General features: G+C 62.8%; 18 protein-coding genes. 11 read left to right on the plus strand and 7 right to left on the minus strand.

Annotation, left to right across the window (positions count from 1 at the left end; all coding sequences use genetic code 11):
* Positions 1-60: 60 nt before the first annotated feature.
* Complete coding sequence (locus M9921_08095) at positions 61-1680, minus strand: hypothetical protein (GenBank protein ID MCO5296803.1); 1620 nt, start codon at positions 1678-1680, stop codon at positions 61-63.
* 186 nt (positions 1681-1866) lie between these two features.
* On the opposite strand from M9921_08095, the gene M9921_08100 reads away from it, so the two are divergent.
* Positions 1867-4560 carry a CHAT domain-containing protein gene (locus M9921_08100; GenBank protein ID MCO5296804.1) on the plus strand — a complete coding sequence of 898 codons (2694 nt, stop codon included), beginning with the start codon at positions 1867-1869 and terminating at the stop codon, positions 4558-4560.
* Here the strand turns inward: M9921_08100 and M9921_08105 are convergent.
* From M9921_08105 to M9921_08120, 4 genes are all read right to left on the minus strand, one after another.
* Positions 4521-6656, minus strand: coding sequence for a caspase family protein (locus M9921_08105; protein ID MCO5296805.1), 2136 nt, complete (start codon positions 6654-6656; stop codon positions 4521-4523). The genes M9921_08100 and M9921_08105 overlap by 40 nt on opposite strands.
* A 259-nt stretch (positions 6657-6915) precedes the next feature.
* Entirely contained in the window at positions 6916-9393 is a 2478-nt protein-coding gene (locus M9921_08110; protein ID MCO5296806.1) for a glycoside hydrolase N-terminal domain-containing protein, read from the minus strand.
* A gap of 227 nt (positions 9394-9620) precedes the next feature.
* Positions 9621-11285, minus strand: coding sequence for a hypothetical protein (locus M9921_08115; protein MCO5296807.1), 1665 nt, complete (start codon positions 11283-11285; stop codon positions 9621-9623).
* Between the two features lie 69 nt (positions 11286-11354).
* Positions 11355-12026, minus strand: a complete 672-nt coding sequence (locus M9921_08120; GenBank protein ID MCO5296808.1) for a PEP-CTERM sorting domain-containing protein — start codon at positions 12024-12026, stop codon at positions 11355-11357.
* 232 nt (positions 12027-12258) lie between these two features.
* Between M9921_08120 and M9921_08125 the strand changes: the two genes are divergently transcribed.
* The 3 genes from M9921_08125 to M9921_08135 all read left to right on the plus strand — a co-directional run bounded on the left by M9921_08125 (position 12259) and on the right by M9921_08135 (position 16432).
* Positions 12259-13977: a family 78 glycoside hydrolase catalytic domain gene (locus tag M9921_08125; protein ID MCO5296809.1), complete on the plus strand. Its 1719-nt coding sequence runs from the start codon at positions 12259-12261 to the stop codon at positions 13975-13977.
* Between the two features lie 429 nt (positions 13978-14406).
* On the plus strand, positions 14407-14727 hold the full coding sequence (locus M9921_08130) for a hypothetical protein (protein ID MCO5296810.1): 321 nt from the start codon (positions 14407-14409) through the stop codon (positions 14725-14727).
* 130 nt (positions 14728-14857) lie between these two features.
* Positions 14858-16432, plus strand: a complete 1575-nt coding sequence (locus tag M9921_08135) for a hypothetical protein (protein MCO5296811.1) — start codon at positions 14858-14860, stop codon at positions 16430-16432.
* A 138-nt stretch (positions 16433-16570) separates the two neighbouring features.
* On the opposite strand, the gene M9921_08140 is transcribed toward M9921_08135, so the two are convergent.
* The gene (locus M9921_08140; GenBank protein MCO5296812.1) at positions 16571-17659 is read right to left on the minus strand and encodes a trypsin-like peptidase domain-containing protein; all 1089 of its coding nucleotides are present in this window, start codon (positions 17657-17659) and stop codon (positions 16571-16573) included.
* Positions 17660-18251: 592 nt separating this feature from the next.
* Between M9921_08140 and M9921_08145 the strand changes: the two genes are divergently transcribed.
* The 7 genes from M9921_08145 (at position 18252) to M9921_08175 (ending at position 26740) form a co-directional block, all read left to right on the plus strand.
* Positions 18252-18689, plus strand: a complete 438-nt coding sequence (locus M9921_08145) for a hypothetical protein (protein ID MCO5296813.1) — start codon at positions 18252-18254, stop codon at positions 18687-18689.
* A 376-nt stretch (positions 18690-19065) separates the two neighbouring features.
* On the plus strand, positions 19066-20001 hold the full coding sequence (locus M9921_08150) for a hypothetical protein (GenBank protein ID MCO5296814.1): 936 nt from the start codon (positions 19066-19068) through the stop codon (positions 19999-20001).
* Positions 20002-20158: 157 nt separating this feature from the next.
* On the plus strand, positions 20159-20752 hold the full coding sequence (locus tag M9921_08155; protein MCO5296815.1) for a hypothetical protein: 594 nt from the start codon (positions 20159-20161) through the stop codon (positions 20750-20752).
* Positions 20753-21122: 370 nt separating this feature from the next.
* Positions 21123-21926 carry a DUF429 domain-containing protein gene (locus tag M9921_08160; protein ID MCO5296816.1) on the plus strand — a complete coding sequence of 268 codons (804 nt, stop codon included), beginning with the start codon at positions 21123-21125 and terminating at the stop codon, positions 21924-21926.
* A 42-nt stretch (positions 21927-21968) separates the two neighbouring features.
* Positions 21969-23048, plus strand: coding sequence for a hypothetical protein (locus M9921_08165; GenBank protein ID MCO5296817.1), 1080 nt, complete (start codon positions 21969-21971; stop codon positions 23046-23048).
* A gap of 53 nt (positions 23049-23101) precedes the next feature.
* Complete coding sequence (locus tag M9921_08170) at positions 23102-25762, plus strand: DEAD/DEAH box helicase (protein ID MCO5296818.1); 2661 nt, start codon at positions 23102-23104, stop codon at positions 25760-25762.
* 573 nt (positions 25763-26335) lie between these two features.
* Entirely contained in the window at positions 26336-26740 is a 405-nt protein-coding gene (locus tag M9921_08175; GenBank protein MCO5296819.1) for a DUF262 domain-containing protein, read from the plus strand.
* Here M9921_08175 and M9921_08180 read toward each other — a convergent pair.
* Positions 26737-26923, minus strand: a 187-nt coding sequence (locus tag M9921_08180; protein MCO5296820.1) for an ATP-binding protein, incomplete at its 5' end; no start/stop codon positions are given. The genes M9921_08175 and M9921_08180 overlap by 4 nt on opposite strands.

Genomic DNA, 26923 nt, shown 5'->3' on the forward strand with positions numbered 1-26923 from the left:
CTGTGCACGCGAGCGGTCGATGCGGTTCCGCCGTCGTGGAGCGGGTCGTGCCCCCGCGCTTTACCCCGAGCCGACCACGCGGATGCCGGGGGCCGGCACGTAGTAGCCCTCGAGATGGAGCCTCGCCGGGCTGCTTCGGAGGGCCGGGGGCACCGCGAATTCGAACACCCGCGACTCACCATGCCGCAACCAAAGGCCACCACGTTCGACGGGCTCCCTTGCGGGCACCTGGTGCCAGGTTCCGTCCGGTCCAAGGACCTCCAAAGTCAGCTCGCGAAGGAGGGTCGCCTCGGCCTCCCTCTCCCGGACCGCGATCTTTTCCGGCGCGAACGCCAAATCGTACACCTCTCGGGCCGCACCAGCGAGACCCACGCGCCCGACCAGCACCCGACCCTTCTCAAGCCAGATCCCGCGCTCCGCGTCCCAGATCGAGACGAACGGACAACTGCCGAATCCTTCGGCCGTCGTGTAACTGAGAGACTGCGACTTGGCGCGCGCGGCCGTCGAAGCCAAGGCGTCCACCTTGAACGAGGCAAGACGGAACGAGGGTCCGTAGACGAAATCCTGCTTCACGAGCGGATCCCTCCACGCTCGAAACGCAATGGATCGCAAGGTCGCGTCCTTGATCGCGGTCTTGGTCTCGTCCACGTAAAACTCGAGGCCTTTCTTCTTCGTGGTGAATTCGGCCAAGAACTTCTGCACGGCGTTGCGGTTGGGTTTCGCGGCGATGTAGTCCAGCGTGTCGTCGCCCGAGGCGTACTCGTAGTCGCTGTAGGAGAACGCGATGCGCAGCGGCACGACGAGGCGCCCCCCCGCCGGCACGATGCTGGCCGACGCCCAGCCGAGGTCCTTCGTCGCCGCGCTCAGCGCCCGGTCGTCGCTCGAGGCCAGGCGCAGTTTGGAAGACGTGCCAGCCCCACCGCGGAAGCCGCTGAACTTGAGCGGATGCCCGGAGTTGTTCTCCAGCACGGCGACGCTCAGGTTCACGTATCTCGGCAGCGCCTCGTCGTAGAGGCTCGCCCCCTCGGAGCAACCTCCGATCTCGACCTGGTGGCACTGGATGAGGAATCCGAACGGCAAGGGTCCTGCGGCCACGTACTTCATGAGCTCGAGCTGCTTGGCGTCCACGGCGGCCCCCTCGGGCACGGGGAAGAGCGAGCCCGCGTCCGACGACCGCCAGAAGATCGCGCGTCCGAACTTGCCCTCGTCGTAGGTCGCGGTGACCGCGAGCCGCCATTCCGACCCACCCGCGAGGATTTGCTTGAGGTCCTTTGCCACGACCTTCTCGGATGGGAACAGACCTGCGCCTTGGAACGAGTCTCCCACGAAGAACGGTTTGCCGAGGAACGGTTTGGATGGGACGGTACGGCCCGTTCCCTCCTCCTCGTTCGATCCGAACAACCCGGCGTCCCCGAATTCGTCGGTTGCGAACTTGGTGGAGAAGCGATTCGCGAGGTCCGCAAGACGCGCGTACGTCGCGTTTTTCATTACGGTGGCCGGTCCGCCCAGATCCTCCCCAAGGCTCTCAGGGTAGCGGAGAGCGAAGTCGATCGCCGCGCCACGCAGCGTGTAGGTGCGCAGTCGCCACGCCGGCCCGGCCTGGGCGGCCGCGGCCGCGCCGCCGGCGCGGATCGGTGGGACGAGCAGGGCGAGGGTCGCGGCGACACAGAGGAGCGCCACCGTACCCAGTCTGGCCCGCAGTCCGACACTATGGGGTTGTTGATTCGTCATTGGGTTGATCCGAAGCACTGCTAGAATCCGCTGGTAACAACCGAATTGTAGTAGAAATCCGCCGAATAGAGGTCTCAAGAAGTGTCGCCGCGCCCCGTTCGATATCGGTTGCTCCTCCTGGTCGCCGCAGGGCTCATGTGTTGTGCGCTCGGGATCGGGCGGAGCCAGGAGCCGCAGGGGCCCACCGCGCGGATTCAGGGGATGCTCGACGCAGCCATGGCTCTCGCCGACGCCAAGGCCAAGCTCGCCGCGCTCGATTCGGCCGTTCGGGCCGCCCGCTCCTCCGGCGACCGCTACGGCGAGGCCGACGGCGCCTTCTACTCCGGACAGGCGCTCAAGGGCCTCTACCTATGGAAGCGGGCCGCGGTCTCCTTCGACCGCGCGGCCACTCTGTACCGGGCGATCGGTGCGAAAAGGGACCTCGGCGTGGCCCTCCACGAGCTGGGCGTCGCGTACGACTTCGGCGGGGATCGGCCACTCGCCGTCCAGGCGTTCCGGGACGCTCTGGCCGCCGAGGAAGCCGCAGCCGACGTGCGTGGTCGGGGCGCCACGTTGCTGGCGTTGGGCAAGGTCTACGACGACCTCGGCCAAAGATCGGATGCGTTCGACGCCTGTCGGAAGGCGCTCGCTTTGTTTGAAGCGCGAGAGCCCCAAGGCCGTGCCGCCGCCCTGAACGCGCTCGGCAAGCTTCACGAGGAGCTCGGCCAACGGCCCGAGGCGCTCTCCCACTACCAGCAGGCGCTGGAGCTGTTCCAGCGGGCAGCCGACTCCCGCGGGCGTGCCCAAACGCTCACGAACATGGGGGTCACGGTCGACAACATGGGCGATCCATCCCGCGCGATCGGGCTCTACGAGGATGCCCTTTCCCTGTGGGGTTCGGATCGTTCGGGCATGGCCGCCACCCTGAACGATCTTGGAAAGGCCCACAAGGAGTTGGGGCGGCTCGACGAGGCGCTCGGGTACTACGAGCGCGCATTGGCGGGTCGGCGGGAGATTGGGGACCGCCAAGGCGAGGCGATCACGCTCAACAACATCGGGCGTGTCCACGTCGAGATGGGACACCCTGAACGGGCGCTCGACCTCTACTCGGCGGCCTTGCGCCTGGAGCGCGAGGTGGGGCATCGGGAGGCGGAGGCGATCACCCTGCGCAACACGGCCTACGCCCTCCACGCGCTGAAACAGCCCCGTCTCGCCGTCGCGAACGCCAAAATGAGCGTCGCTCGGTTCCAAGACCTCCGAGCCGACCTGAAAGCGCTCGATCCGACGTTTAGACGATCCTACGCGGCCGAGGTGGAGCCTGCATACCGGTTCTTGGCCGAACGGCTCATCGATCTGGGAAGGCTCGCCGAGGCCGAGGAGGTCCTGGGCCTCCTCAAGGACGCCGAGTACTTCCAGTTCACGCGCGCCGGCAAGGGGGAGAAGATCGATCTCACGCCCCGGGAGGCGGCGTGGCAGGCCCAGTACGAAGCGCTGGGCAACGCGTTGGCGCGCGAAGCGACCGAGTACGACGCCCTGGTGCAGCTTGCCAAGACGGACACGCTGACGGAAGAGCAGGTCCGGCGGAAGGCAGACCTTTCCGATCGGCTCTCCGCGGCCCGGGTCACGTTTGCCACGTTCCTGAAGGAGGCCCAGCAGGAGTTCGCGGCTGCCGGCGCCGACGACGAGCGCTTGACGGCCCTGCGCACCAGCACCGAACTCGCCCGCGTCGTGAAGGAACTCCCGGGCCGCCCCGCGGCGGTCTACACGCTCGTCACCCAGGACGCCGTGCGGCTGATCCTCACGTTGCCGCGCCTGACCGAGCTGAAGGACGGCCAGTCGTCCAAAATCCCGTTTGCCGAACTGAGCCGGAAGGTCGCGCGCTTCCGCACCGCGTTGACCTCGCCCTCCTGCGATCCCCTACCTTTGGCCGGGGAGTTGTACGACCTTCTCGTACGACCGATCGAGGGGGAGCTGCGCGACGCCCAGGTCGAGAGCCTGCTCTGGTCGCTCGACGGGCCCCTCCGGTATCTCCCGATCGGAGCACTCTACGACCGCGACACTCGGCAGTTCCTCTTTCAGAAGTTCCCCTGCAGCCTCTTCACACCCTCGAAACTGCTGGGCATGATGCGCGAACCCGGCGCGAACCCCTCGGCCGTCGGGTTCGGGGTCACCGAACCCCACGACGTGGGCGAGGTCCACTTCGATGGATTGGCCGGCGTGGGAACCGAGCTGGCGACGCTCAACCGGCTGTTCGGGGCGTCGGTCTACCTCGACGCCGCCTTCACGGAGGACTCGCTGAAGAACGCCCTCGAGAAGTCTCCGCAGATCGTCCACGTGGCGACCCACTTTCAGTTGAAGCCTGGCGACGCCTCGGCGTCGTTCGTGCTGTTGGGGGACGGCAAACCCCTCGCGGTGACCGCGTTCGCGAAGTGGATGCAAGGCGCCCTCGACGGGGTGTCCCTTTTCGTCTTGTCCGCGTGCGACACCGCCACTCCGGTCGACGATGAAGCGGACGGTGGCGAACTGGAGAGTTTCGCTCGCGTGGCGCAGGAAAACGGAGCCGACGCCGTGCTGGCCACCCTCTGGCCGGTCAACGACGCGAGCACGAGTCTCCTGATGGCGAAGTTCTACGAACTGCGGTCTCGGATGTCCAAGCTCGAAGCGTTACGGCAGGCTCAGGCGTGGCTGATGGGAGCATCGCCCGGGGTCCTTTCCGGAGCGGTGCCCCAGCGGGCGGGCTACGCCACACGCGTCGACGACACCCTCCCGAAGTACACGCCCGACCCCGAGCATCCGTTCGCCCACCCCTACTACTGGGCGCCTTTCGTGCTGACTGGCAACCCCCGCTGATACCCGGCGCGATTCACCCGGGCGCCTGGAGCACCCTTGACGATCACCACCTCGTCGGCGACCGACCATTCGGCGGGAGGGTGCCCCGAATCCGAGCGTCGCGACACCGGCCGGTTGTCCGCGTAAGCCTCGAGCAGCCTGCCGAGGCGGGAGGTCCCACCTCTTCGACTGGGGTCTGTGAGCACGCCGAAGTCCACGACCTCTTCGGTGGCGAACAGCTTGAAGAGTTCGGGGCCAACCCCGTCCTCTTTCGAATCGACATAGAGCGCCAGCAAGGCGCCGGGCACGCTTCCGTCGACCAGGTCCTGGTTGCGTCCGAGGTACCGCCAAAGGCCGTCGGGCCGGATGCGTCGAAGTTCGCGCACGCTCTCGGCAGGATCGGGCCAGATCTGCCCCACATGCTGTCCCGCGGGCGGTCGGGCATTCGGCGAGACGAAGAGGAGCGTCAGGTAGGGCATGGGCGATCCCGCCGGCGCCGTCGCGCGCACTTTGACGGCGAACCGGTCGCTCGGCCCGAGTTCGGCGGCCGGGGGCAGCTCCTCGCCCAGCTCGACCACTCGACCGTCGCTCACCCGCGCGCGGACGAACCGCATCTCCAACGCCACGCGCGGCGCCTCCGAAGGGCCGAGCCGCGCCACGGCGAGCTTCCTTGCCTGAACGCGGACGGCCTCCGCAAGTTGCGCCGCCGCTTCTGCCGAGCCGGTCGAGCTTGGGAACGAGGCCACCGGCTTGCCGGCCGCGTTCTGCAAAACCCAGTCTCCGCCGGCGGAGGGGCGGACCACTGCGAGGTCGAAGTCCTCGCCGGACGTGAAAGCCACCGTGGGGATGCCGCGCAGGGTCTCGAGCAGCGGGGCGGCCTGCGGGTCGGAGGCGAGGCTGGAAGCGCGGACGCGAAGGCGGCCGTCGGGACTCCCGTCGAGTACGACCGCGGATGCGCCGTTCAGGTCGACCAGCCCGCGCTTGAGACCCTTGGCCGACTCCGGGCTCAGCTTGAGGAGTGCGCGGGTCGACTCGGCGCGCGCCACGGTGGCCGTCCACGGAGGGGGTTGGCCGAAGGTGACCGTGCCCGGAGGGTAAAGGCCCACCACGAATCCATCCTGGATCCCCAACGAGGTGCCCGCGTGCATGACCAGCCCGTCTTCCTCGAGGAATACGGGCACCGAGGGCGGTTCGGCCGAGTAGGCGTCCCCAAACACGATGCGCTCGCGCGGCCCCTCGAGTTGGGGATCCTGTCTCGCTGGAACCTGCGCCCAGGCCATCCTGGACTGGATGTCCCGAAACAGGGCGCCATAGGTGTGCGAGGGTCGGTCCGCGCCAAGGGCCCCGACCAGAGCCTGGGTCATGAATCCTCCCCTCGAGTCCTCCCACGCCGTCTGGTCCGCCCGGGCCGCGGAGAGGCAGACGACCCCCTGCAGGGCGGGCCCTTCGAGGATTTGCTCCGACGATGCTTGCCCGCTCCGGGTCGGGCTGCGGGAAAGGAAGCGTTCCACGGCGGGATTGGAGACACCCCGTGCACGGCACGCCCCCCGCGTGAGGCTGCCCGAGTGGCAGCAGTCGAACGTGAGGGTGACGTTGGAGACGCCCTTGGCCCGAAGCGCGTCGAGCAGGCGGCCGATTTCGGGACCGGTAATGAGCGAGTCGGGATCGACGTCTCCGACGTGGTTGCCCTTTGCGTCGTCGCGTGCCACCAGGCGGACGTCGATGGGGACGATCGCCTGCGACAGGCCCGTGGGTTTCGAGGGATCGGGAATCTGGGTGCCGTGGCCCGCATAGCCGAAATAGAGCACGTCGCCCGGTTGGGCGGGTTCGACGAGGTGCTTCCGGAATGCGGCCAAGATCGCGCTTTTCGTGGTCTCGGACGGAGTGTTCAGGAGACGGATCTGTTCCTCGGGAACCTTCCAACGGGTTTCGAGGATTTCCGCGATCCGCGCCACGTCCTTGTCTCCCCTCAGGGGGCCGAAGCGCCCACCCGTGTACGGTCCGATGCCGACGAGGAGGACGCGGAAGCGCGGCGGGTCCGTCGGCGTGGGGCCCGGGGCGGCGCCCAGCGCGAACAACAGGGAGAGAATCCAAGGTGCGAGGCGTGTCCTTCTCATGGCGGCGGCGGCGCGGTTCGCCCGTTCCCAACACGAACCTCAATCGCGCCCAAGCTCTGGATCATAGACGGGCCAACCGGGTGCCGAGTGTCGAGGTCTTCGGTCCCGTACATGGCGTCATCGCGCCTTCTCCGCCGGGCGGCTGCTGTTCTCCGTGCCGCATCCATGAAGGCCTGGCCGCGAACGCCTGGAGCATCAGCCGCCGCCCAAGGGCGGGTCGTTCTCAGCCGCCCACCTGGCCGGGCCGGTGTTCGCGCTATCACCCCTCACCCCCTGCCCCCTCTCCCCCGGAGGGGCGAGGGGGTTCTGGCTTGTTCATCACAATCTCCACCTTCACTTCCCGACCCGCAGGCAGCGTGAGCCGCCGTGTGCGGGCGTCCGGTCCGGCGGCGAACCGACCGCCGCCCGAGACGGTCGCGCCCTGGATCAGCGCAGGCACCGAAAGCTCGATGGTCTGGGCCTTGCCGGACACCAGCGTCGCTCGGACACGGCCCGGCTCCCACGCCAGGTGCCGCACCTCGATCTGGCCCCTGCACAGCGCCCCGTCCAAGGCGCCAGTCGGCCACTCCTTCGGCCGCGCGGGCAGCAACGACACGCGACCTGGGGCTGAGCCCACCAGCATCTGGATCAGCACCGCGGGCAGGCCGCCGCTGATGTCCATGTTCAGCAGCGACTTCGGGTTGTGCATCGACGCCAGGTTCCCCAGCCAGTAGCTGTTCGCCAGACGCGCCAACGCTTGGTAGGCCAACTCGCCGTCGCCCAGCGTGGCGGCCGCCTGGCCGAGCTGCACCACGCCGAACGACATGAAGCCCGCGGTCTTGTAGTGGTTCTCAAGCTTGATCTCCACGATCTTCCGGAACGCCGCCTGCAGAGCTGGAGAGGCCGCGATCTCGTCGGGCATCCAGTAGTAGAGGGGGTAGAGCTGCGACGAGTGGCGGTGGTTCAAGTTGTCCTCGAGCTTCGGCGTCAGCCACTCCTTCACGTAGCCCTCTTTGGAGATCTGATACTCGGGCATGCGCGAGAGCATCTTCTGCCAAACCGGGATCCTCTCCTGATTCACTCCCAGCTCCCGCGAGGCCGCGATCAGGTTGGTCAGCAGCTCCTTGGCCGCGGCCACGTCCATCGTCGCGTTGAACGAGCCTTGGGACGCCGTATTCTTTGGGAAGTTCTCCGGCGAGGTCGTGGGGTTGAACACGTACTTCCCGTCCGGCCCCAGGTACAGGTAGTCCTCGAAGAATTCGGCCGCCTCCTCCATGAACGGCAGCGCGTGCTCGGCGAGGAACCGCCGATCTCCGGTGAAAAGATAGTCGTCGTAGAAGAAGTGCGCGGCCCATGGTGCGCCCGCGACCCACATCCCGCCGGCGAACTCGGGCGCGAGCGCGTTGTTGTAGCCGTGCGTGGTGGAGCGCGAGGGCAGCACGACCCCGCGCGCGCCGAAGATGTGCTTGGCGTTGATGCGCAGGTACGGCACGATCGACTCGATGTACGACGTGTACGCGCGCATCAACTCGGGGGTGTTGCCCGGCAGCATGCCCGCGATCGCCGACGGCACGTTCCCGTTGTGCGTGAAATCGCTGGCCCAAGGCGGCACGTACGTGCCCGCCCAGAGGCCCTGAAGGGTCGGCGGCAGGTCCCCCGTGCAACTGATGATGTTGTAGCGGCCCGCGTCGAACACTTTCTCGACCAGCGCCCGGGACAGGTTTTCGTTCGTCGAAGAGGCGATGAGCTCCTCGGAGGTTTTCCCTTGGTCGTCGCCGCCACCCAGGTCGAGGCGCATCCGGTCGAACATCGCCCCGTGGATCGCCGCGTGGCGCTGAAGAAGCCGCGGGTAGTCGGCCTCGAGGCGGCCCAGAGCGGCCTTCATCGAGTCCACCTGAGGCTTCTCGGGATCGTAGATCGGCTCGATCGTCGTGAACACCAGCACCTGGTCGGCCCCTTGGATGCGCATGACCGAGCCCTCGGCACTCACGCGGCCCCCCTGAACCACCACGCGGCAAACCCCCTCAAGGCGGTGGATGCTGCCCGGATACGCGCGCGTGAACGTGCTGGAGAACGTGAGGTGCGCGGCGTCCGCGGTGCAGACGACGTTCGAAACGTGGCTCTTGAACACCTCGGCCGATGCCTGGACGGTCTTGGGGTCGAGATTTGGGCTGGGCGTGCGGGGCGCCAGCTCGAGTATGCACTCCACGGTCCCTTTTGCGGGACCGGCGATTCTCAGCACGGCCACGCCGTCGGCGCGCGAGACGAACAACGTCCGCTCGAACGCGCCGCGATCGTCCACCCACCGCACGGCGGCCTCGCCGGTGTGGAAGTCGACGCTGCGGGCGTAATCGCGCACCTGGCCGCGCGCGGGCATGTGCACGCGCATATCGAACGCCGGCACGAACGGGTCGGGGTACATAAAACTCTGCTGGCCCGACAGATCGAACGCGAACTGCGTCGCCTGCTTGTAGAGGCCCCGGTCGATCAGGCTCCGGACCTTGAACAACTGGTCGGCCGTGTCCGGCGGCACCGTCGGCGGGCCCTGGGGCAGGAACATCCGGTGGTGCGTGAACACGATCGTCTCGTCGACCGGCTGCCCGAACACATCCGCGCCGATCGTCCCGTTCCCGCTCAGCAGTCCCTGCTCCCACGTCTCCGCGGGGATTGAACTGACGAACCCGCGCGTAGGCCCCGCCAGGGCGACCGTCGAGAGGAGGAGGATCGCCATCGAAAGGGTGAGCGTCAGGTTGTTCACGGCCCCGATTGTGCCCCAATTTGGGAGGACGTGGGAGTGCGCGAGCTTGCTCGTCGCCCTGACCCCGAGCGGCTTGCCGCGAGCCCCGAGGTGCCGAACAAGTTCGGCACGATGTGGGAGTGCGCGAGCTTGCTCGTCGCCCTGTCCCCGAGCGGCTTGCCGCGAGCCCCGAGGTGCCGAACAAGTTCGGCGGTGCAAGGCGTCGCGCGAGCGCGCGCACTCCCACACTATCTCGCGGCGCAGTCGAGGGCGATGCGCCCGGCCTCGGGGACGATTCGCAAAGCGGCGCCCCGCCCTGCTCGGAAACTCCCGCGGACCGCCTCGATGCGGTACGCCGCGCCCCGGAATTTGCACGTCAGCCGCTTGGGTTCCACTTGCGCAAACGGAAGGCGCGCGCCTTCGGCCGTCGTCAGCTCCAAGAACCACCCGTCCGGGAGGCCTTCGCCGGCAACGGTCAGGGTGCGCTCGTCGAACGTGAACGCCAGCTCGCCCTTCGGCGTCGTCGTCGGCCATCGCACCTTCAGCACGCCGGGCGTCGCGTCGTCCACGCTCGGATCGCCCCCGACGATCTCCCGCCCGTCGGCCGCCACGACGCGCAATCCCGCCACCTTCGTGTCCGAGCTCCACACGAAGCCGTCCACCAGCGGAAGCGTCGCGTAGAAACACTGCGTGGACGTGCCCTTTTTGTCCACGTAGTCGGACGCGACGCGCTCGTCGAACAGGTGGATGTCGCGGAACCGCACCGTGCCCTTCTCCCAAAGCAGGTTCGCCCGGAAGAATCGGGAGTTGAACCACACGGACTTCTGGTTCTTCTCCGAGTGGTCGCTCAGCGCGACCACCGACGTGGGCGGCGTGACGGGGAAGCGCTGCCGGAACCACCTGCCCGTCTCCTCGAGCGTCTGCACCGAGACCTTGCCCTCCTTCGCCAACGAGGCGATGAGGGGCATCTGGATCTCGAACCCCTTCTGCATGCGGGGCCACGTGAACGAGTTCTCCTGTCCCGCCTGCACGTAGCCGTACGCCATCGCGGAGCCGCTTACGAAGTTGTCGAAATACCACCGGCACCACTCGGCGTTGCCGCCCCCGCCCTGATAGACCGGCTCGAGCGACACCACGCGCTGGTGGTCGGAGCCCAGGCCGCTGTCGTACTGGTGGATCGGGTCGCTTCCCAGCATGCGGAAGATCGGGACGGGAATCTGGTTCTCGGCGTTCTGGGCAGGCATGTAGGCGTTCTTGAGGCTCGGGTAGTAGCCCTGGTTCCAGTAACCGCCCCAGAGGGTGTAGCCGTCGGTGCCGATCTGGTCCTTGCAGTTGCACGAAGCCACGATGCCGTACTTCTCCGACATGTACCGGAGCGTATGTGCGTCGATGAACCACGAGCCCACGCTCGCGGGCGTGCGGCCGAACACCTTCTTGAACTCGGCCATGTAGGTGTCCACGAGCTTCTCGCGCTCGGCGGGGGTGTAACCGGTGGCGAACCCGACGTCCGCGTTCCAGTCCCACGGGTACCGCCCGCGCCATTTGTAGCCGCTGTCCTCGACCAGAGGCTGCGGGATCTCCCACCACGCCCCGATCTCGAACTGCTCGGGCGGCAGTTCCTTCAGGAGTTTCTGGTAGTGCGGGTCGATCAGCGCGTCGTACTGCAGCAGGAAGGTGCCTTTGAGCCCGTACCGCTTGAGGATCGCCACCTGCTCGACGACGCATTGGTAGAGCACGTCCGGCGTGTACGCGGCGATGCGCGGCTCGTTCTGGCGGATGAAGTTGACGATGTTGACGATGCGAGGTGCGGGTTCTTCGGCCATGGCGGACAGGGGTGCGAGCGCCAACAGGACGGCACCGAGGATGAGGACCCTCCGGCCCGCCCCATCCGCCCCGCTGATTCCTCGCCGCATCTTGAGTCAGACCTTACCTGCGGCCCGGATATGGAGTGATCGCGAGGGGCAAGACGCGGAACGACCCGATCAGCGCTTTCGTCGGCGAACCCGTCGCGCCGCGGCTCCGAGAGCCAAGCCGGCGAGGGCCAGGGTTGTCGGTTCCGGAACGGGCGAGTAGACGGCCTGAACGTGGTCCACCTCGATCCCGGAAGGGTTGCTGATGGTCATCGATTCGATGCCGGCCGCGAAGTGGACGCCGTAAAAACGGTCTTCCGCAGTGCCACCCTGAAAGTTGCCGTCGGCGTGGTTGCCAACGACCGTGCCAAGCGAAACATGTCCGGCTCCAAACGCCTCGAACGTGATCGTCCCAGATCCGTCGGTCCAAACGAGCCCGGCATAGGTTGGAAGCGGGGCACCCCCATCGCCGAAGGTGATGGTCATGCTTCCGCTCCGCCAAAAGGCCTCGCCGTAGTGCGCGGGATTGCCCCCGTCGTTGCTCGCGCCGTTGATGACGCCGTCGTCGGCATCGACCGAGTCGATGAGACTCGTACCGAAGGAAGAACTGAGGCGCGTGAAGTTGCACGTTGCGCCAATCAAGTCATCGAACAGGTGATCCTCGGCATCCTCGATCAGCAAGCCTGAGATGCCCCAGAACGGGCTGTCCGATGCTTGCACGTAGGTCGTGGGTCCATAAAACGTTTGGCCGACGGCGAGCCCGCTCACCAGCAGGGCGATCGACGTCAGAAAAGTCTTCCTCATTGCGCTCTCCTCGGCTGCCGGACTCAGGCAACAACACAGTGTAACAATGATGCGCTTGGGTTGGAAGCTGGCAAAAATACCAGAGGCGGGGGACGCCCTCCTGAGGCGGCGTGATCAAGGCTTGGGAAGCCGATGGGAGAACCACACGGGTACCGTGGGGTCGATCCTGTCGAGGGTGGAGTCGATGAGTCTTTCTTGCGTCCCATGGTTGCGCGCCCTGACCCTTGCTGCGATGGCAGGACCCGTCGGGATGGGCGGCCGGGGCGCGCCCGTGCACCTCGTCGAGCAGGCGCCCAAGCGCATCACACGGGTTGCGAACGGGTTCCTCGTGGATTTCGGCCGCGTGGCGTTCGGGAACTTGCGTCTGTCCCTTCCGCTCGGCGCATCCGGGACTGTGACGGTGCACTTCGGCGAGGCGCTGGTCGAGGGGCGTGTCGATCGGCACCCACCGGGGAGCGTTCGCTACGCGCGCGCGGTGATCTCGCTTGACGTAAGTCGGGACGTGGTCGTTGCTCCTCCGGCGGACCAGCGAAACACCGCCCAGCCCGCGGCGGTGCTCACTCCGCCCGAGTGGGGCGTGGTGCTGCCGTTCCGCTGGGTCGAGATCGAGGGCTGGCCGGGCGAGCTGCGGCCGGAGCAGGTCCGAAGGCGCGCCGCCTTTGCGAGCACCTGGGACGACGATTCGGCGGCGTTCGACTCGTCGGACCCGATGCTGAACCAGATCTGGGAGCTGTGCCGCTACTCGATCAAGGCCACCACGTTCGCCGGGGTGTACGTGGACGGCGATCGCGAGAGGATCTCGTACGAGGGGGACAGCTACCTCAACCAGCTCAGCCAGTACGCGACGGATGGCGACGTGCAGATGGCCCGCGACACGTTCGACCGGCTGATGAAGCTGCCCACTTGGCCGACGGAGTGGGCCTCGCACATGATCTTCATCGCCCACGCGGATTGGATGCAGACCGGGGACGCGCGGTGGCTGGCCTCCCGTTACGAGGCTCTGAAGACCAAGTTGCTGGTGGATCGGGCGCGCGCCGACGGTCTGGTCGTCAGCACGGAGGCCCAGCAGAAGCGCGACGATCTGGTGGACTGGCCAGCCGGCGAGCGCGACGGGTTCGTGTTCACGCCGGTGAACACGGTGGTGAACGCCTTCCACCTGCGCAGCCTGGCGCTGATGGCCGACCTCGCCCGGGCGCTGCAAAAGGACGGCGACGCGGCGGAGTTCGAGGCGTTGGAGCGCAAGGGAAGGGCTGCGTTCCAGCGAGTGCTGTTCGACGGCGTGCTCGGGCTGTACCGCGACGGCGAGGGCACCGACCACAACTCGCTGCACTCGAATCTGTTTCCGCTCGCCTTCGGCCTCGTGCCGGTTGCCGAGCGCCCCAGGGTCGCCCGGTGGCTCGCTGGGCGCGGCATGGCGTGCAGCGTGTACGCCGCGCAGTATCTGATGGAGGCGTTGTTTGAGAACGGCGAAGACGTCCGCGCCCTGGCGCTGATGACCGCAGACGGCGACCGCAGTTGGCGGCACATGGTGGAGAGCGGCACGACGATCACGTGGGAGGCGTGGGACCAGCGCTACAAGCCGAACCAGGATTGGAACCACGCCTGGGGCGCGGCGCCCGCGAATCTGCTGCCGCGGTACGTGCTGGGCGTCCAAGCGCTGACGCCCGGGTGGGGCCGCGCATCGATCCGCCCCCATCCGGGCGGGTTGAAGCACGCCGAGGGGAAGGTGCCGACCCCGCGCGGCCCGGTCTCGGTGCGTTGGAGCGTAGGGACGAGTTTCAAGCTGTCGTTGGGCCTGCCGCCCGGGTTGGGAGCGCAGGTTCGGCTGCCCGAGGGCAATTGGTCCGAGGTACGGGTCAACGGGAACGTTGTTTCGGCCCATCGGGACGGCGTGGGTTGGGTTTTGGACAACGACGTGGTGGGAAAGGTGGAGATCGAGGCGCGGGAGTAGGGGCTCTTCTCAAGCTGGTCGTGTCGCGGCCGATGTCGGAGATCCCCCGCAACGATCGCGGTGATACCCGCCCTTCCGGCTCGCTCTAACGTGCATTACAATGAAGCACAGGTCCTCATGGCTCATCCAAAGGCATCCAGGTTGCGGAAGGCTGCGGTGATGTGCGCCGTCGGTGCGCCAGTGCTTTGGTTCGTGCTCGCTCCGTTTCCCGGGATGGGGATGGTCTACGCGATCACCGATTCCCTGAACGGCCACCCGCATCGGCCTCACGGCGAGCATCCTCGGAGACTTGTCGGACTGTGGGTGAAGGAAGAGCCTGTAGGGTTCGCCTTACTCGCCAACGCACTGGCCCTGACGGCAGATGGCAAGCTCGCGCGGAGCACGGGGATGTCCAGGTACTCGTGGCACTGCGAAGGATCTCGCCTTTCGTTGGATCATGTGTCGCTGTGCGGCAACTGCTACGCCGGAGTCACCACGCAGAGCTTTGAGGTCGAGTTCGAGGGCTCCGAACGGATCAAGCTCAAGCCCGTAGGGCCGCATCGATCTGGCCGAGTCGAGAGGTGGTACAGGCGCGAGACGCCCACCCCCGAGCTTCGCGACGCCATGCAGCGACGGGTCGACAAGGCGAGGTCGGAACCCTCCCCCATGGGCGACGACTACTTCTTCGCGTCGGACGTGCTCGACGCGATCGATCATCTTGCGCCCGAGCTGGCCACCAGCAAGGAAGGCATGCCCATCGCGCGGCGGTAGTTGTGAGGAGTGGCTGCCGGACTAGGATTCGAAGATAGTCCAGGATAACCTGATATCTATGATTTGAACTTAGAGTACCGCCTTTCAGCAGAAATGGGTAGGCTAAAAAGGTGGGATAACGGTGGGAAGAATGGCTGGAAGAAAGCGAGCGAATCACAGTGTCGAGAAGCGATGGCTCGTTCGCGTCGTCAGGAGAGGCAAGATTTTGTTTCAGGCAGAGACCAACCGCGCGACCAAGATTGAGGAACTGAAGCAACGAGCGGTGCACGCATCTGGTGAGTTGCCCGAGGTGACTCCCACTTACTACGAGTATCGTGCGTGGCTGACAGAACTGATGGCGGACGGAACGGTGCGGGAGTCACGCCGCACCTTTTCACATCGGAACCTAAACAAGGCACAAGCCGCTGCGGAACATGCCCAGGAGCAGCTACTCCGGGAGGCGATTCAAGCGGGTTTGGACCCGGAACGGTATCCCCTGGGCGACACCGTTAGGATGCAGTGGCGGGCCATCCAACGCTCTCTGTGGCAAGAGCGAACCGGCGGGCGCGCCCGCGAAGACCGCCTTTCCATTACTGGGGCGCCAACTCTTGAGTTCATCATTGAGGAGAACCTGAATCGCAAGCGAAACAACAAGTCCATCGAGGGGTCGACGCTTGCGACCGACCGAAGTTTCTTTGAAAACTGGGTGAAGCGCAAGTTCCTCCGGTCAGAGGTCGCCGGAATGAGCGAGTTCCCCTATGCGCTCGCCGACGTACAGATTTCACGCCTGACCCAACCGATGATTCAAGAGTTTGTGGATGTACTGAGCCGGGTCGAGCACAAGCATGGCAAAGACGGTCTGAGCAGGTCGACCATCGAGAATATCTTGGCGGTTGTGGGGAGTGCCTGGCGGAGCCTGAGGAACCACCCCCGATACAAGGAGTTCTACAGCGCGGTCAACTTTCGCGACGACGTGATTCTTCCAAAGAAAGCACTTGTCCGGCCGAACTCGCGCTACACCTTCGATGAAGTCGAGCAACTCATTGCAGCTTGCCACAACGAACTCGACTCAGCCGTGCTCGCGCTAAGCCTGCTGGGAATTCGCGCACCGAGCGAAGTGGCTGGAATCACCGTGGACGACTTCTTCGATTATCGCGAGTTCATCTTCCTTCGGGTGCACCAGCAAATCGATGTTGTGGACAAAGTCCGCGTTCTCAAGCCCTACACAAAGACGGGGAGCAAGGGTTCGGATGAAGGCGTCCGCCAGTTGCTCGTTCTTCCTCGACTATGGGAGATGATTCGTCCGTGTGCCGAGACCGCTCGACGCCTCGGTTATCGATTCATCATCCATTCCGCTTCAGGCACCGGCGATGCATACGGGTCGGTGGACCCGCACGTCATCCAACGACGCTTTGCTGAGATTCGGCGCATCGCAGAGGTCTCAAGAAAGGGGGCCACGCTTTACGCGCTCCGCAAGACGGTTGCCAGCCACGCAAAGGAGGTTGGCGGAACGGACCTTGCGCAGATTATCGGAGGCTGGCGCGGCACGGGCGTCTTCAGTCGCCACTATGACGCGTCCGAGATGCTCGACTTCCAAGTCGAACATATGCCGAAGTTGAGATGGGCTCAAGTATCGTCGCCAACGGGTCGGGCAGAGTCGAAGGTTCCAAGGGTGATTGCGCGCGCCAAGAGCAAACTGGATGAGTTTCTTGGCGAGGAGTCTTGATGCTATTGCGGTGCTACATCGACCCTTTGGAAGCCTGAGGGAGCGGCGGACAAGCGAGCGGGTAGCGAGGTGCTGGCTGAAACCGGAGCGGAAGCCGGGCGTACCGCGTCAGGGGGAGAGCACTTCAACGAGAATGTGCTACTTACCACGCACAGCTCTTTGAAGCCGTTGCAACCACGACGGCGAGCCGAGATATGCGCTTTCCACCTTCTTGCTCGACGAGTTCGCATAAACAAAATACCCATTGCCGAGATAGATACCCGTCAGAGTAAGCCTAGATGACTTACCATCACCAAAGTACAGACGGTCGCCCTCTTCGAGTTCTTCAAGTCGACTGACTCTCTTGCCTACTCGCGCTTGGTCGGTTAGTGATTTTGGCAACGTAATGCCCCCGGCCGCATAGGACAGTACGGCCAGTTCGGGGACTCCAACTCCAAAACGCGCGTCCTTTCCTCCCGCCTTATACGGGACTCCGACAAGGGAACTCGCCAAAAGAGCGATACTGGCGGAAGTTGAGAGATAAGTCCCGCTATTCGCGGTGACCTCGTATGGCAACACCGCAACTTTAGAGCTTTGGATGTACCCATAAAGGCCGTTCTGCAAGAGGACGCGTTTCCAGTTGCCGGTGTCATGTGCTGCGAGGACCAGATACTCGTTCGCGGTGAGATGATAGAACTCTTTGGAGGTCGAGTCAGGTTTTTGATAAATCGAGGCGGCTTCAAGGGCTTGGCCGAGGGTTCCGAGGACAGCAGTTCCAGTGGTGGGGTCGACGCCCGCCCGGTAGGCCTTGGAGGGCACCATGTTGAGAGCCTTGCGTACATCCCAAGAAGAAATGGCAAAGTAAAGAGATTGAGCGTTCTCCAGAAGTGAACGTGCGACGCCTACTACCTTTCCAGCTTCATTAAGTACTGGACTGCCCGAGGAACCCTCATTAATGGGTGCTGTGATTTGCAGTAATGCGCTGTTGGGCTGTTTGCGCAAACCGCTGACGATTCCATCGGTTATGGTCCATGTCAAGAAACCGAGAGCGTTTCCGATGACATAGATGCGAGTACCGGGGCTGGGTGCGTTGCCTGCTAGTAGCTCAAGGAAATTAGGGAGTTTCCACGGCAACCTGAGGATAGCAATATCCGACTTTTCGTCGAAGAATGCAAGTTCGACACTAGCCGGACCCGTTGCATCCACAGAAATCTGCGTGCCGTCTTCGACGACATGATAGCAGGTCACAATGAGGTTCCCAGGAGACACAACAAAGCCAGTTCCAACGGACTCCTTCGTTCTGACCGTGACTACGGAGCTTTTTGCCCTGTCGTACACTCTGGTGGCCTGCGAGTGGCCCTCGCCAACGAGCGACACGATGAGGAAAACGCAGGCTGTGACTCGTTGAGTCCTATTCACTGTCAGAAGTGTAACACGGAATGCCAGGGCTCTCAATCGCGGACGATGTGAATGAACCCTGGCTACACGAACATGGAGGGGTGCCAGAAGCAATCCAATGCCAGTAGTGCGGGCCTAGGCAGAGGCTGTGGAGCCGGACCACCTTGTTGCGTCAGATGCTCCCTATAGCGGGCGATGGCCAGTATGCTCTCGCGTACGGGTAGGTGTCCGTCGCGAGGCTGCTGCTTTGAGCGGTAGGCGGGCCGAGTGTCCGTCCGGGCGACCCCGGTGGACGGGGCTTGGGGCGAAGGTAGTGGACGTGAATAGACGACAAGTTGTGGTTCCAGTTGAGTTCGCAAGCGCGCTGCATGGAGTTACCAGGCAGGAACTGGATTGTCTCGTCGATACAATCCGAAGGCGCCTTGAACGAGGGTCATCGGTATTGGTTGCCGCCCGACAGGCCGCCGGTGAGGACTGGCCCCTCTCGTTCGCTCTCTGGATAGCGGAGCGGATTGTAGAGGAAGGCGACGCTGAGTTTCACATCTCCAACGAGAACGACGAGAATCCGGGCACAAAACGGGTGGACATTGACGGCGACATCTCTGATTTCGTCTATGGCACGTTTGAACGACTCTGGCACGCCGCCCCGGTTTGGGTGGCCTATGTCGGGCTCGCGCTCATGCTCGGTTTTGCGTTGTCATGGTATGGAATCGAGGCGGCCATCCAGGCCTACATGCGGGCCAACGGTCTCACGGTGATGAGGGTTCGCATCCTGTTGAAACTACTAGCCTGGGCGGTCTTGGGCTTGAGCGGGGCGTTTATCCTATGCCTGCCGGTGAGGATTCTGCTGGACGCAGCGGCCCGGCGAAGGAAACGGTGATAGGGGGCCGCTTGAAGTGCAACGTCAGGGTTTGAAGGACGTTCGCCGAGCGAGCAAGAACGCGACCATACCAAGCAAGAGGACGAGGGTGCGCCAATCGACGGGCGTCCATTGTTCCCTGCGCATCTTTGCCGAAGAGGTGCACGAGAGCGGCCCGGCTCGCGATGCAGTCCAAGTCGTGAGTGGACTATTATCTCGATGTGAACGGGTTGCTGGCTATGTACTCTTCCGATGAAATGTCTCCAGGACTAGCCTTGGGCACCCAGGTGGTGGCCGACGGGCACGTGGGCCAGCATCGTGTTCGTGGTCGATGCCCAAGGGTCCCGCCAACCAGGGTTGGACATCAAGTCATTGCCGGTCCGGAGTGGCCCCGAAGATGAACCTTTTCCTGAAGGATGCGGAGAAAGGACTTGTACTATGCAAGCACGTCCCGTTCGCCAAAGAAGAGGACCTGGAGCTCCTTGTCTTCGAGAACAGCGAGGTGCTAGGAGATGTTTTCCCACTCTGGCGGCAGGTCAGGGGCGGGGCCAAGCCAGGCATCCCGGACATCATCGGCATCGACCGCGAGGGCGCAGTCTGCATTGTTGAGATTAAGAACGTTCCGGTGGACGAGGGCATCTTGCCGCAAGTGCTCGCATATGCAATATGGGCGGAAGAGAACCCAGATTCAATCGCCAAGATGTGGCTTGAGAAGAAGGACCGTCCAGAGGACCTGAGCCCAAACTTCGACAACTATGCCGTGCGAATTATCGTCGTCGCCCCCAGCATCCTTCCTGGAACCGTCTACCACATGCGCAAAGTGACGTTTCCGGTCGACCTCCTTGAAGTCAATCGCTACCAGCTAGACAAGCAAATGATTGTGGCGGTCCATAAGCTGGAGGCTCCGGCACCAGCGAAGAACAAGACAACCACTGCAGCGGGCAGCTACGACCGCGCCTGGTACGAGGCGGCAGCGTACGACGCAAAAGCTATCGACGAGTACTTCCGAGCGGTGAAGGATGGGATGGAGGTCGTCAAGGAATACGGATGGCCAATCGAGGTCAAGCTAAACAAGAACTACGCATCATTCAAAGTTGGCGGGTCCATTGCATTTGGAATCGACTGGGCCAACAGCAAGGACCATGCCCTGTTCTTCAAGCTGGCACCTGATGTCTGCGAGTCGCTTGCACCGAAGAATGCTGGCAAGTATCGGTACGATGCTGGATGGAAACAGGGTTCGTTCAGACTGGAGGCAGGAAAGGCAACCATAAAGGAGTTTGAAACTCTGATGGAGGCCAGCGTCAAGCGATTGGTGGGCGACGTGCCCGGCTGACGTCACGGGTTCTACGCCCCACGCCTGTGGTCGTATCGCTGCGCCAGCGCCGCGTTTGTAGAAGGAACGAGTCTAGAAGCGACGAACTGTGCGACGGGGACGATTGTAGTTTCGCCAACTGCTTCAAAGGCATACCGTGGACAAGAAGAGGCTAAGGGTGTTTTGGACGCTGGTCGTGATGGCAACCCTGCCATTTGCATGGTTTGTCTGGCCAACCCCGTTCACATACTTGCGCGTCGGGACTGAGCTTCACAGGGTCAATCGCTTGACGGGTGTGCGCGAACGGGCCACCGACTACGGATGGGACAACGACCTAAGGCAAGCTGAGAGGAGCCAGAGAGAGCAAATCGCGACGGCACGAGCGACGGCAGATGATGAGGCCAGCCGCAAGGCTATTGCCGAGTCCTTAGCTGCTGCAAGAGACCTGCCCGTACAACACTCTCTCGGCAAGGGCACGTCGTTCAGTGTGCAGACAACTTGGGTCAGCGGGCAGATGCACGTGACCTTCTTCGTCGAACCAGCCCCCGGAGGGCAATCGTGGTCGCCCTCACCGGTGGACCGCATCATCGTGGACTTGGTCTCTAAAGACGGCGAAGAGACCGCTAGCATAACAGTGATGGGCTCTCATCTGACCCCCTTGCCGAGCGAGTCAGCGGGCACTTTGCGTTATCGTGGAACGCAAGCAGTCGGTATTTCGCAGCGCGACTATCTCGAAATACAATCTGTGACGGTTTCGGTCCAACCCCTATGAGTCGAGGGGAGCATTGACTCGCTTTGAGGCGCGTGTCTCAATGCGCGTTCATCAAAACCTACTGCCGGTGCGTAAAGAGGCAATCACCTCCAGCCCTAGCCACAATCCCGACATTGCGATATCATTTGAAGGTGAACAGGTTGCGCGCACAATATCTGTTTCCGGACCCGTCGGATGAAGGGCCGCAGGCCGTCCTACTGCTTGTCGAGCCGAACGGCGACGAGCATCGAGTTCGGTTCCTCTGCCGAAATGACGGACCGGCCGAAATTGGCGAGTTCGGACAAACACTCGTACTGCCGTATCTTTGCGAGCGATACGGAACCCAAATGGTGTGGTCTCTTTGCAGGCAGGCCACGCTCACTGGGACCTGATGCGAGCCGTCCTCGGAATCGATGCCGCCTGGACCGAGACGCAACCGAGTGGCGTCGCTCTCGTGGCCGAGACGAACGACGGTTGGCATCTCGTTGCTGTTGAGTCGTCGTACCAGCGTTTTCACGCGCTCGCGAGTGGTGCGGTCCAAGAACTTCGTCCCTCGGGCTCGCTCCCGTCGGCGTCCACGCTTCTTGAGACCTCGCAAGTCCTTTGCGGGCGACCGGTTGCGTTGGTAGCCATCGACATGCCGCTTTCCCTCCAGCCGATAACATGCCGCCGTGAATCGGACAATGCCGTTTCCCGAGCATATGGCGGTCGGAAGTGCAGTACCCACACTCCCAGCAGTCTGCGCCCCGGCCGCATGAGCGACGCACTGAGGGGAGGATTCCACCTTGAGGGATATCCCCTCCAAACGAGTTCCATCCAATCACCAGGCCTCATCGAGGTCTACCCTCACCCTGCCCTCCTTGAGCTTGCGCTGGCGCCCGAACGTGTTCCGTACAAGTCCGCGAAGGTTAGGAAGTATTGGCCAGCACTAACCCCACCTGAGCGAAAGGCCCGGCTCATAGTGGAATGGACAAACATCATTGGCCACCTCGATGCTCAGATTGCGGGCGTCGCTACTGCGTTCGGTGACTTGGACCCATCTGTTTCAGGCATTGAACTCAAAACCGTAGAGGACGCAATCGACGCGGTCGTCTGTGCGTGGGTCGCGATATGCGCGCTCGATGGACGAGCAACCGCGTTCGGCGACGATGTTTCGGCGATTTGGGTTCCTCATCCCACCAAGTTGCCGACCTAGCCGGGATTCGCTTGCCTCCAGCCTGCGAGCCCATACTTTCGCATGAAACCCCTACCCGAACTGACGCGCGAGGAGTTGTACGACCTCGTCTGGTCGGAGGCGCTGGTCACCCTGGCACCACGATTTGGCATTTCTAGCGTGGCGCTCAAGAAGCGATGCACGAAGTTGGGAGTCCCAACGCCTCCGAGAGGCTACTGGGCGAAGGTGAGTGCAGGTCGGTCACCGCGACGTCGGAAGTTGCCAAACTCGCCACCAATCAAGCCCAAGAAGAGCCGCGATGAGAGCGCGCAAAACTACTTCGAGGGCACCCTCGCAGACTACACGGTCGCTCGGCCACACAAGTTCACCAGCGCGACCAAACGACAGCTCGCCAGGGACCGGCCCGATTACAAAGGGCAAATCGCATCCCATGGACTCGCTGCGCGAATCCGGGTCTCACCCGAGTCAGCATCTCGCGCCCTATGGGTCCTGGACGGGCTACTGAAAGCCCTGGATAGCGCGGGCGTGGCTCTCGCGCTTCGTGACGGATACGAAGGCGGGCTGTTCGCCAGACTTGGTGCTGATGAAGCGCACATCTGCATGCGCGAGAGAGTCTTTCGGGTTCCCAGGACAGACCCGGACCCCGAACCTCGTACCAGCTACTATGGCGAGCGGACCAGTTTTGACCACAAACCGACGGGGATTCTGCGCGTCCTAGTCAAGTTCGAGTTGCTCGCTGATGGCGAGTGGGTTGACAAACGCAGCCTGCCACTTGACACTCAGGTTGAAAAGGTTGCCGAGGGCATCAAGGCAAGCCTCATCAGGAATGCCGAGATGAGGACACGGCGCAATGAGGAGGCGCGCCTAACAGAGATTCGCCGTCAGGACGAGTGGAAGAAGCGGCAAGAACGAGAGGCGGAGGAGAAGCGATGGCGCAACCTTGAACAACTTGCTGGCCAGTCGCGGCTGTCAACCGAGGTCGCGCTCCTTGCCGACCGAGTCGCGCTCGCTGCGAAAGGGCATGCGCTTGACCAGGAGGCGCTCAGTCGAGTGGAAGTGTGGCTCGCCTGGGCGCGGAAACACGCCGAGCGACTTGACCCGGTGGAAGGTGTTTTGCATTCCATGCGGACTAACCGAGATTAGGTGTCAAATGCCCCTTCATGCCATGACTATTGGCGGTAACGTTACTGCTGAACATGAAAGCGATGAGCGTTGAGGACTATTTGAGGGAGAGTGGTTGGCAGGAGGTCGCGCATCTCCTGGTTGATGGTTGCGAAGCTCGCATGGCTCAACTTGACCCGGCCATCGCAAGCGTGCACACCATTGACTTTGCGGAGGAGACCCACCCTGACGGGCTGTATCTGCATCAGGTTGAAGCAATCCATCGCTACTGCTCGGGCCAAAACGTTTGTTTGGCAACGGGAACTTCCTCGGGAAAGACGCGGCTGTTTCACTGCGCTGCGGTAGAGGAGTTTGCAAAGGACCCAGACGCTAGAGTGGTTTGCCTGTATCCGTTGAAAGCCCTGGCGAACGAGCAGGAGCAGCGGTGGGCTGAGTCGATGCCCGTTGTGATTCCAGGTTGCAAAGTTGGGAGAATCTCGGGCGATGTGCCGGTCAAGGCCCGAGCACAAATCCTCAACAACTCGCACGTGGTTGTGATGACGCCCGACGTTATGCACGCCTGGCTCCTGCCAAATGCGAACGACCGCCACGTCCGGGCGTTCTTGCAAAACCTCCGACTGGTCGTCGTTGATGAGGCGCACGCCTATACGGGAGTCTTCGGTTCGAACTCGGGCTTCCTATTCCGTCGCCTTCGTCACTTGTGCACCATGCTGGGTTGCCCACCTCGATTTGTCGCTGCGTCAGCGACCATTGCCCGTCCGGAGGAACACCTGAGACTCCTCACTGGGCTGGACTTCTCAATCGTTGACGAGCAGTTCAATGGCGCGCGACGCCATCCGAACTCAGTTCACTTTCTGAATCCGCCTCCGGGCGAAGACCTACTATCGACGCTCGCAAACCTCTTCAAACACATAACTCAGGCCACCGACCGTAGGCTTATCGCCTTTGTCGATAGTCGCAAACAGGTCGAACTCCTCACCAGTATTGCGATTCGGGGGCAGCACGAGGAGGAGGCCGATGCCGCAGCAACTCCGACTGCCGAGGACGACAACTCGGGGTATCGCGAGGTTGAGGACAGCCTGGAATTCCTGAGCCGAATGTCGATACTGCCCTATCGCTCAGGCTATGAGGAGCAGGATAGACGCCTCATTCAGTCGCGCCTTTCAGACGGCAGTCTGCATGGGGTCATTTCTACGAGCGCATTGGAGCTTGGCATCGACATCCCGTCCCTCGATACTGCGGTTCTGGTTGGAGTGCCAGCCTCATCAACGAGTCTGCGCCAGCGAATCGGGCGAGTTGGCCGGCACAAGGCTGGCGACATCTTCGTGGTCAACTCCGGGTCCATCTACGACGAGGCGGTATTCGCTGACCCTGAGTCCTTGCTCACTCGCCCTCCCGCTGAGGGTGCCCTCTATCTTCAAAACACGCGGATTCAGTACATCCATGCACTGTGCCTCGCCAGGTTAGGAGGTGAGCACGACAAAGTTGCGAACTCGGCAGTTGACGACTTCGCCTTCACCTCAGAAATTGAGTTCCCTCCCGGATTCGTCGAAATCTGTGAGATGGAGAGAACTGGACAGGTGCCGGTCGACCTGCAATCCATGAAGCATGAGGCCGGCGAAAGCCCCAACCACACGTTCCCTCTCAGGGACGTCGAGTCGAGTTTCAAAATCATCTGCAAGAACGGCCCGGAGGAGTTCTCCCTCGGCTCACTAAGCTACTCTCAGTGTCTTCGCGAGGCATATCCAGGCGCTGTGTACAGATATGCGACAAGGGCGTTTCGCGTGTATCAGGTGAATCTCCGAAGCAAGGAAGTGAGGGTCCGCAAAGAGCGCAACTATGTCAGCAAGCCTTGCGTCTTGCCAACGCTGGTGTTTCCAAACCTAAGCCACGGCAACATCTTCCAGCGAATCCGAATTGGCGAACTGGTGGCGGTCGAGTGCAACCTGCAGGTCAGGGAATGGTTGAACGGATTCACGGAGCGAAGGGGCAACACGGAGTTTACGGTGACGTACCCGCACATCAACGCCAAAATTGCGTTCACCTACCCCCATTCGACTTTCGTCAGGAACTACTTCACAAGCGGGCTCGTGTTCTTCCATCCATGCATGATGGAGGAGGGTGTGAGCAGGGATTTGCTCACAATGCTGCTGCTTGAATCGTTCCTTCTTGTCGTACCTTTCGAGCGGAGCGATATCAGCGCTGCCTCAGACAAACTTCGGACAGATTGGGAGGACACGCCCAAGGAATCGCGATTCGTGAGCATTTACGATTCGACCTATGGGAGCCTCCATCTCTCGGGCCGACTCCTCGAAGAAGGAACTCTGAGGCTTGCCCTTCACAAGTTGCTGGAGTTGGCAGACCAACCGGAGGTTGACGCAGTGACTCGCCATGCTGCACGAACGCTTGCGGGTCTAGCCGACGAGCCCATCCAAGTAACCTCAAGCAGCCTCGATTATGTGCCGACGGGCGGCGATGAATCCAGTGTTTGCGTTATCATGCCCGGCAGCGTGGGCCTCCACCTGACCAACAACAACGAGGTGTTTGAAGTCGAGAGGGTCTATTGGAATCCTATGGAGAATGGCTTGTTCTACAGGGGGCGGTTGGATACGATGCTGAACCAAGACGACCACTTGCTGACACCGGTCGAACGCGTACAACCCATTCCCGGCGAATCGCAGTTGGGAACCTACAATTTGGAAACGGGAGACCTGCAACCATCATGTGCACCATAGAACAGGTCGCCCCTCATGAGGCCGGGCACGTCGTAGTCGCGGCGTCCTTTGGGCTCAATGTGGGCGACGTCTCTATCGACCCGAGTGACCGATTCATGCTGGCTGTGCCAACCCAGGTTCCTCGGGAGGCAGTAGCCTGCTCTGTAGCAGGATTTCTTGGGGAGGTCGGATGAAGTGGCAACCTGAACCGCGCCGGCCGGGTTTGCGAGGCGACCCCTACGAGCCCCCGTTTCAGCGTCACTCAGTCGCAGAACGTGAGGAATTCTTCAGACTGGCAGACGAATACCGGGCGACCCTGAGGGAGAAGGCAAAGACCGACCGAGGAAATGCCAGGCTGCGTAAACCAGACCTGGACACTCTCGCCGTGCTGCTGGCAACCCATGGGCCATTCACGAATCGTGAACTCGCGACCCTGTGCGGTTGCCGCGACCTCACAAAGTTTCGCATGAACCGTTTGAATGTCCAAATCAGGCTGGGACTCATGGAGTCCCTAGGAGCGAACGGGGTCATTTGCTATCGGACGACTCCACTTGGCCACCAACTGGTTGGCCTGCAGTCGGGGGCCACAACGGAATGAGGGAAATCCATGGCGACGCCAAGACCGTCCGCGACCTCCTCAAGGGGGTCAAGTATTCGATTGATTACTACCAGCGAGAATACAAATGGCAGGACAAGCAGATTCGGGAGCTGGTCGACGACCTGACCGACCGGTTCTTGGAGGATTATCAGCCAAACCACGAGCGCAAGAAGGTCGCTGATTACGGTCACTATTTCCTGGGTTCCATCATCATCAGCAAGAAGGAGAGTTCAAACTTCGTCGTCGACGGTCAGCAACGCCTGACCAGTTTGACTCTGCTGCTCATCTACTTGAGGAACCTGCAACGCGAGCGCTCAGTGCATATTCCGGCGAAAACGATCACCAATTCCGGAGCATGGCGATCACGTTCAGAGCGTTGGCGCTGGATGGTCATAGGTTAGCGTGAAGCGATCGGCATGGTCAAGGAGGACCGGGCCTTGCGCTGGGATTCTCCCTTGAGATCTATGCGGTTGGCGTTGTGGACGAGCCGGTCGAGAATCGCGTCGGCCAAGGTTGGATCGCCCAGCCGCGAATGCCACTCTTCCACCGGGATCTGGGTAGCCAGAAGCGTCGCCTTTGAGCCA

This window comes from Fimbriimonadaceae bacterium (assembly GCA_023957775.1).
Classification (GTDB): Bacteria; Armatimonadota; Fimbriimonadia; order Fimbriimonadales; family Fimbriimonadaceae; genus JAMLGR01.